The 7,318-nt window shown below is 44.9% G+C and carries 7 protein-coding genes and 2 pseudogenes; 2 read left to right on the top strand and 7 right to left on the bottom strand.

Annotated elements, in window-relative coordinates:
• From ACRC32_RS15785 to ACRC32_RS15765, 5 genes and pseudogenes are all read right to left on the bottom strand, one after another.
• A pseudogene (locus ACRC32_RS15785) lies at positions 1 to 762 on the bottom strand (sulfite reductase, ferredoxin dependent); the annotation flags it as partial.
• A 228-nt stretch (positions 763 to 990) separates the two neighbouring features.
• Positions 991 to 1,539, bottom strand: coding sequence for an outer membrane beta-barrel protein (locus ACRC32_RS15780; protein ID WP_438554860.1), 549 nt, complete (start codon positions 1,537 to 1,539; stop codon positions 991 to 993).
• A gap of 454 nt (positions 1,540 to 1,993) precedes the next feature.
• Positions 1,994 to 2,314 (bottom strand): annotated as a pseudogene (gene cutA, locus ACRC32_RS15775) (divalent-cation tolerance protein CutA).
• Positions 2,307 to 3,017: an A/G-specific adenine glycosylase gene (locus tag ACRC32_RS15770; protein ID WP_438554861.1), complete on the bottom strand. Its 711-nt coding sequence runs from the start codon at positions 3,015 to 3,017 to the stop codon at positions 2,307 to 2,309. The pseudogene cutA and the gene ACRC32_RS15770 overlap by 8 nt, the downstream one beginning before the upstream one ends.
• A gap of 126 nt (positions 3,018 to 3,143) precedes the next feature.
• Positions 3,144 to 4,088: a helix-turn-helix domain-containing protein gene (locus ACRC32_RS15765; RefSeq protein ID WP_438554859.1), complete on the bottom strand. Its 945-nt coding sequence runs from the start codon at positions 4,086 to 4,088 to the stop codon at positions 3,144 to 3,146.
• 295 nt (positions 4,089 to 4,383) lie between these two features.
• On the opposite strand from ACRC32_RS15765, the gene coaD reads away from it, so the two are divergent.
• Positions 4,384 to 4,872, top strand: a complete 489-nt coding sequence (gene coaD, locus ACRC32_RS15760) for a pantetheine-phosphate adenylyltransferase (RefSeq protein WP_015156330.1) — start codon at positions 4,384 to 4,386, stop codon at positions 4,870 to 4,872.
• Positions 4,845 to 5,495 carry a DivIVA domain-containing protein gene (locus tag ACRC32_RS15755; RefSeq protein WP_438554858.1) on the top strand — a complete coding sequence of 217 codons (651 nt, stop codon included), beginning with the start codon at positions 4,845 to 4,847 and terminating at the stop codon, positions 5,493 to 5,495. Before coaD ends, ACRC32_RS15755 begins: the two co-directional genes overlap by 28 nt.
• Before the next feature lie 60 nt (positions 5,496 to 5,555).
• Here ACRC32_RS15755 and ACRC32_RS15750 read toward each other — a convergent pair whose 3' ends face one another.
• Both ACRC32_RS15750 and ACRC32_RS15745 read right to left on the bottom strand, forming a co-directional pair.
• Positions 5,556 to 6,629 carry an AI-2E family transporter gene (locus ACRC32_RS15750; RefSeq protein WP_438554857.1) on the bottom strand — a complete coding sequence of 358 codons (1,074 nt, stop codon included), beginning with the start codon at positions 6,627 to 6,629 and terminating at the stop codon, positions 5,556 to 5,558.
• The coding region (locus ACRC32_RS15745; RefSeq protein WP_438554856.1) for a DALR domain-containing protein at positions 6,614 to 7,318 on the bottom strand (705 nt) is incomplete at its 5' end. The genes ACRC32_RS15745 and ACRC32_RS15750, both read right to left, overlap by 16 nt.

The raw sequence follows: 7,318 nt of genomic DNA, 5'->3' as shown, positions 1-7,318 counted from the left end.
TACCAAAGTTAAATCTTGAGAAAACAAATCTACGGAGTTATCACCAGGAACAGTGACGCTGCACTTAAACTTACGGGGCATATAGTGCGTGCCGTAGAGTGGTTCTTCGCTATCGTGAAAAACCGTTCCCGTACCATTTCTCTGCCGTGCGGCTACAACTTCAGGGTTTTCTTCCGCACTAATGGCTTTTTCTCCATCTAGCCAAATTTCATAGTATGCCCCTGTTTGTGGCGAGAGCAACTGAGCGACATACTCAGAATATTCCCAAGCGTGTTGATATTCTGGCTTATTTTTAAATGGAGCCGGAGGAGCCATAACGTTACGATTAATGTCACCACAGGCTCCCAGCGTCGAACCCATACTTTGAATTATGGCTGCGATCGCACTTTTCAGATTTCGCTTCAAAATGCCATGCATCTGAAAGCCTTGCCGCGTGGTGACGCGCAAAGTTTGATTACCGTATTCTTCAGCCAGCTTGTCCAGAGTCAAATACAATTGAGCTGGTACGAACCCACCTGGGTTTTTTGTTCGTACCATAAATTGGTAGTCCTTCTCCTGACCTTTAATCCGGTTGTCGCGGTTATCTTGCTGATAAGAACCGTGAAACTTAAGAATCTGGATGGCTTCTTCGGTAAAATGAGTTGTATCTTGTAAAATTTCGGTCGCGACTGGTTCCCGCAAAAAATTGCTGCGTTCCTTAATCCCTTCAACTTTGGAAGGCTTGCGAGTTACGGGGGTGGGAGGAGTAGAAGATTTAACCATTAGAGTTGGATGCTGATTTCACAAAAATATTTCACCGCCGCTCCGGTAAATTCGATAACACCCCTACGGCTGTTTAATCTCCGGTAATTCCGTCGATTTTGTGATGAATAGACTAACTCTATAGATCCTATCACGATCGAAAAGCTGGGGCTGACTCGATTTATAAGAGTAAACAATCCCAGCTTTGAATTGGTAAAGGCGCACGACTGTGCGCCTTTACCTCAATCGTTAGTTAAAGCGGTAAGCCGCACCAGCTTGAATGCTGACAGCATCAGAATCGCTGTCTCTGTAGGAATCAATACCCCACTTGGCATCACCGTAAACAACCACGTTGCTCCCAACTTCAGATTCAGCACCAGCAGTTAGCACGATGGCATCTTTGTTACCTAGAGGCGAAGAATTGCCTTCTTCGGTATTGAAGGAGTAACCGCCACCGAGGTAGAGGTTGGTGTTGGGAGCAACTGGAACATCATATGTTACCAACGGCATCAGCGCGGTTGAATCGCCACCAAATAAGATTGCACCTCTGGCAGAAATAGGCGCGTTTGGAATCGCGAATCGTCCTTGAATGTTGCCACCAACTTGAGAATCGTCGTCATATATGGGGCTATCACCATCGGTAACGCCTACGGAAATACCACCACCGAGATAGTTCGCGTCCGTACCATTTGATGCAAAAGTTTGGGCTGAGGCTTTTCCTACAGGAAGAAATGTAGGAATAATAGCCAATGCAGACACAGCAGAAAGAGCGAGAATAGACTTGATTGAGCGTTTCATAAGTAACTCTTGAGCCAACAAAAACTTGTGTATTGTGTGTCGTAAAGATGGCGTTTATGTATCAGACAATCGAATAACTTTTTTACCATTTATGACTGAGTTATTGGCTTGCCCGAAACCTTTGCCGTATCACCTTCACTACAACTAAGGTAGCGATCGCCAATCACAACTTGCAGCAGATGTAGACTGTTAATAAACTGTCATATTATTTTTATAACAATCGTTCAAAATAAAATTTTCACGCTATAATACAGTCAAATAAGTATAGATGTGGGAACTTTTTGTCAAAGCTTTCGTCCTTGGTAGAGTGCGTAATTTAACGCACTCTACATATAAATCCTAAAGATCATCTCCAGGAATAATTAATTTGAGTATGTTGAAATAGCCATATTCGTAAGGGACGCATAGCTGTGCGCCCCTACAAAAATATTGCAGATGTATGGGAAACGCTACATTATTTAACAGAAGCAGAAATCCAATTTAGATAAGGTTGGGAACCTACCAAAATAGGTAGAGCAATAATTTTGGGAACTTCGTAAGAATGTAATTCACGAATTTTAGCTTCTAAATTGGAAAATTGAGCTAAATCTGTTTTAATTAATAATTACCATTCTCGTTCTTTATTAATTTCTCCCTTCCACATGTAGACAGATTGGATGGGAAAAACATTCACGCAAGCAGCTAACTTAGATTCTACTAAAGAAGTGGCGAGCGCCTCTGCTTCTTGTTGCGCTCCGGCTGTGACCAAAACTACACCGTAATTTGCTTTATTCATGATTCATGTCAAGATTAATTTTGGCGTAATTGCATTGCGATCGCAACGGACAAATTCCACAACTAGGATTTCTTGCCGTACAAACTCCCGCACCAAAATCTAGTAACGTTAAATTCCACCGACTCACATTTGTTTTCGGAGCGACATATTCAGCCGCACTCCATAACAGCTTACAACGAGATTTGACACGATTCCCCTGCAAACCAAAGAATCGCTCTAAAATCCGCGCTACGTTGGTATCGAGTATTGCTAGCGGCTGCGCAAAAGCATTGGCACAAATAGAACGTGCCGTATATAACCCAATTCCAGGCAAAGAAAGCAACTGAGCCTCTGATGCGGGAATCTTACCATCATACTGTTCGATAATTACCCGTACAGATCGATAAAGGCGATCGGCACGGAAATGCAAACCCAAAGGCTTTAGTAAAATCGCAATTTCTGCTACTGATGCCGTTGCCAAATCTTCGAGGGTAGGATATCGAGTCAAAAAAGCTTCATAAATTGGAGCAACTGTATTAGCACCAGTTTTTTGGAGCAAAAACTCAGCGATGAAAATAGCATAGGCATCTGTAGTAGTGCGCCAAGGAAATTCTCGCAGATTGAGAGTAGCCCAACTAGTTAACTGACGACAAAACCACTTAATTTTGTTTGCCGCCAGAAGCGCTGTAAAATTTTCTTGAGATCGAGCGATCGCGCTTGTCACAACACCAGATTCCTCTCTTTCAAGACAAGACACTTAAACTTTTGCCATCGTTCCAAATGAGAAACAATCTTGCGCAACAAGCAACTCTGTAAATAGAGACACGACATAGCGCGCCTCTCCAAACATCTAACTAGACGACAAAGAATAGACTCGTCCGTCGAAAAGCAGGCGAGTAATGCCCTTAGACTGGAGTTGAGAACGAGTTTTTTGCAACATGCGACTGTCAGGGACTTTAATCACTCGATCGCGTTTGCTAGAAAATCGCCGCGCTACCCGATGGTTGTCAAATATCGGTAGAGTTTTTTGTTGGACTTCTTGCACGGGAATTTGTCCCAAATCGCCAAAATCCCTCAGCGGTCGCGTAATTAATTCTGCCATGCGATCGATCACGATATAACATGTTCTCGGCAGCATTGCTTCTGACAACGGTAACACCCTGACGAAGCTTTCGACGGGCAATCGCCTTCTAATAACTGGTGTTGTCTCTTCCTCGAAATCGTCGTCTTCGTCTAGATCTTCTAAATCTTCTAAATCTTCTAGATCGTCATCCTCATCATCTTCGTCTTCATCTTCATCGAGCAATTCTTCTCCTACCATAATTGCTGCAATCTCGCTAGCCTCTGCGCTTACCTCCTCGCGCACTTCTTCTACAGGTAGGGAAGGGTTACTGAGTAACTCTAATTGTTCCGCTAGCGGTTCGATTTCTGCTCCAGTCTTCGCTGTCGAACGCCGTTTTTTAACAGGTTTGGGGGTAGGGGCTTCAACAACTGGTTCGGGTTCAGATATTGTTTTTAGTACGGGTGCTTCTAGGGTGGGTGAGGGTACTTCTACCACAGGGGAAGCGATCGCTGCTACCTCTTCTCTCTCTGCTCCCCCAGGAGTCCGAGCCGCCCGTTTAGCTGCAATGAGCGTTTCATACTCATCTTCTGGCAAAGTCACTTTTAAGAAGCGACTAATCGTAGAGTTGCTCACTCCATAGCGATCTGCTAGCGTTGATGTTGTCTCTCCTGTATTGCGATACAAATCCAAAATTTCTGTTCTGTCAGCTTCCGTTAATTTTTTGACCGTCATACTCCAGTTTCCCCTCAGCCCGCTTCTCAACGCCAGAATTGGCGATTGCGGCTCGATATTCGCTCTCGTCTCTACAGCACCAATGGCAAAAGTGGTTTTAGGTTAAGCCCGATTGAGCGCCCACCAATTCCAGCCAGAACACTGCTGCATTCAATTTTAGCGGTACTTGAGAGGATTATATTGAGTTAGTCATTCGTCATTTGTCATTTGTCACTGCTCCCTGCTCCCTACTCCCTACTCCCTACTCCCTGACAACTGATTTATAATTTTCCAGTAACTCTGAGGCTGTTGACTAGTGCTAGCCATTTATCCTGGTAGCTTCGATCCAATTACCTTAGGACATCTCGACATTATCGAACGCGGTTGTGAGCTATTCGATCGCTTAGTCGTTGCCGTGTTGCGCAATCCGAATAAAACACCTATGTTCACCGTGCAAGAACGGCTAGAACAAATTCGCCTCACCACTCGTCATTTACCTAATCTGGAGGTTGATAGTTTTGATGGTTTAACCGTCAATTACGCTCAAATGCGACAAGCTAAAGCTCTCATCCGTGGTTTACGAGCAATTTCAGACTTTGAAGCTGAATTACAGATGGCTCACATCAATAAAACGCTATCATCTGAAATTGAAACTGTTTTTTTGGCGACATCAAATGAGTACAGTTTTTTAAGTAGTAGTGTGGTGAAAGAGATCGCTAAATTTGGCGGTCCCATCGACCATCTAGTCCCACCGCACATTGCTCGGGATGTTTACCGATGCCAAGCCAAAACTCACCCAATCTAGAGCCTGAAGAGAATAGAAGCTTTCCGCCGCTAGCAGATGCTGCCGATCTAGGTAGCGGAGAAATTCAGCAGGAATTGGCTCGGCTAGAAGAAATAATTCTTTCTAGTCCCCATATTCCTCTGACGCGCAGAACACTAGTAGATGAGGAGCAGTTGCTAGATCGAATCGATCTCATTCGATCGCTCCTACCATCTGTGTTACAACAAGCACAAGCGATTGTCGCGCAAAGACAGAACATTCTCTTGCAGGCAGAACAAGAAGCTGACGAAATTATTCAGACGGCACAGACACAAGCAGCCCAGATTATCGATCGGACGACTATTGTACAACAAGCTGACCTCTCAGCTAGGCAACTCCAGCAGCAAGTTCAACAAGAGTGCTTATTAGCGCAAGAAGAAAATCTGCAACAAATCGATCGCCTGCGTCAAGAAGCAGAACGGCAAATCGAGCGGATGCGGCAAGAGGCAATTATGGAGGCAGAGGATATTCTACGCGGTGCGGATGATTATGCCGATGCTGTGCTTAATAGTTTGGAGCAGCAGCTTACAGAAGCACTCCGCATCATCTACAACGGACGACGGCAGTTGCAACCAGATGAAACACAACAGCGGAAATCCGCTTGAATCAGTTATCAGTGAAGAAAGGGAGCAGGGAGCAGGAAGCATTTAATTCCAGCTTAGGACCTACGACTTACTGATTGCTTTGCCTTCAGCTAATAATTTCGGTCGTAAATATAGGTTTTCTAATAGTACTGATGCTCCGGCAATCCAGGGTGGCACGATCACGGCTCCTAGAATACCGAGAACTTGGGTTCCTCCCAAAACGGCTAGTAATTGGTAGAGTGGATGGACTTGGACAGAGGAACCAACAAGTAGGGGATCGAGAACGTAGGTTTCTAGGTTCTGGACGACGATAAATAACAATAATACCCACAAAAACGTCCAGCCACCTTGGGAAATGGCGACGACTAAAGCCGGAATTACACCTAAGATGGGTCCGAGAAAAGGAATTAAATTGGTAAATCCAGCGATCGCTCCTAAAGCTAGGGCAAATTCTGATAAACCTAAAATACCCAAACCGATTGTAATGGCAACGGATAAAATTGCTGAAACCAAGACTCGACCTTGAATGTATCCTCCCATACGACGGGCAATCGGTTCGACTTGCTCGGCAAGGCGATCGTTCCACGGTTGGGGAAATAAATTGACTAAACCTGAAATTAAATTTTCCCTACCAGCAACCATATAGCCTGAAAGCAAGAACGCCAGAATTAAGTTAAACATTCCGCCTAAAATTCCGGTGGTGATGTCGTAGGAACTGACTAATAATTGTTGACCGGAGCGAATTATCCACCCGGTTAATGCTTGCAGGTCAAAAAATTGCTCGATTTCTGATTCAGTAATTCCCAATTTGAGCGCGAATTGTTCTACCAGTCCGACAAGATTGTCGATATAAAGCGGCAGTATTCTCACCAAAGTTTCAATCTGAGCGATCAGGGTAGGACCGACAAGTAAACCGACTCCAGTTAAGCCAGCCACTAAAGTGAGATATACGCCAATGACTGCCAGCCAACGGGGAAACCGCCATCTTTCTGCTACGTTGACAATAGGAGCGATCGCGGCTGCTAAAACAACAGCTATCATCAAAGTTACTAATAAGCCTCGGAGTTGCCACAACAAAATTGCTAAAAAGATAGTGGCAACGAGGAGCAGCAAGTTAGATACAGACAACAAAGGACGATTTAGTTGCGATGCCATCGCGTACCATCACGGCTATCAATTACAGTGATTCCGCGAGCCTGTAGTTCGTCGCGAATGCGGTCTGATTCGGCAAAATTCTTTGCTTTTCTAGCAGCTTGCCTTTGTTCCAGCATAGCTTCAATTTCTGTATCGCTTAAACCGTCATTAGTCGTAGTGTCAGACTCTATTGTGGCGGTAAATCCTAAAACCTCAGCTAAAGTCACCAGGGTGTACCACTGACGTTGTAATTCCTCCGGTGGGGTTTCTGTCTTGCCTTGGTGTACCAATAGATTACCTTCCCGCGCCAATTCCTTCGCTAAAGGTTGCAGCACAGCCAATCCATTCGGAAAATTAAAGTCATCATTGACTGCTGCTTTAAATCTCTGTACTACTTCAGGGAGCAGGGAGCAGGGAGTAGAGAGCAGAGAGCGGCTAGAATTACTTCCTTGTCCTCCTTGTCCCCTTGTCTCCTTGTCCTCCTTGTTCCATCCGAGTTGCTCACCATATAGATGTCCAAACAACAATCCCTCTCTGAGGGTGTGCCAACCATTGGTAGCAGCCGCGATCGCATCGTCGGTAAAATCAATTGGTTTGCGGTAATGTGCTTGCAGGACGAATAACCTAACTGCCATCGGATCGGTGGGGCGATCGAGTAACTCGCGAATCGTGATAAAGTTGCCCAGGGATTTAGACATTTTTTCCCCGTT

Origin of the sequence: Chroococcidiopsis sp. (assembly GCF_051657925.1) — a bacterium.
In the GTDB taxonomy this organism is placed as follows: domain Bacteria; phylum Cyanobacteriota; class Cyanobacteriia; order Cyanobacteriales; family Chroococcidiopsidaceae; genus Chroococcidiopsis.
The sequence above is the reverse complement of the archived record's forward strand: the minus strand, read 5'-3'. Positions and strand labels throughout refer to the sequence as shown.

Coding starts and splice junctions, on each gene's coding strand:
- ACRC32_RS15755 (WP_438554858.1), top strand. CDS start 4,845: ATGCCAAGCCAAAACTCACCCAATCTAGAGCCTGAAGAGAATAGAAGC.
- ACRC32_RS15780 (WP_438554860.1), bottom strand. CDS start 1,539: ATGAAACGCTCAATCAAGTCTATTCTCGCTCTTTCTGCTGTGTCTGCA.
- ACRC32_RS15765 (WP_438554859.1), bottom strand. CDS start 4,088: ATGACGGTCAAAAAATTAACGGAAGCTGACAGAACAGAAATTTTGGAT.
- ACRC32_RS15750 (WP_438554857.1), bottom strand. CDS start 6,629: ATGGCATCGCAACTAAATCGTCCTTTGTTGTCTGTATCTAACTTGCTG.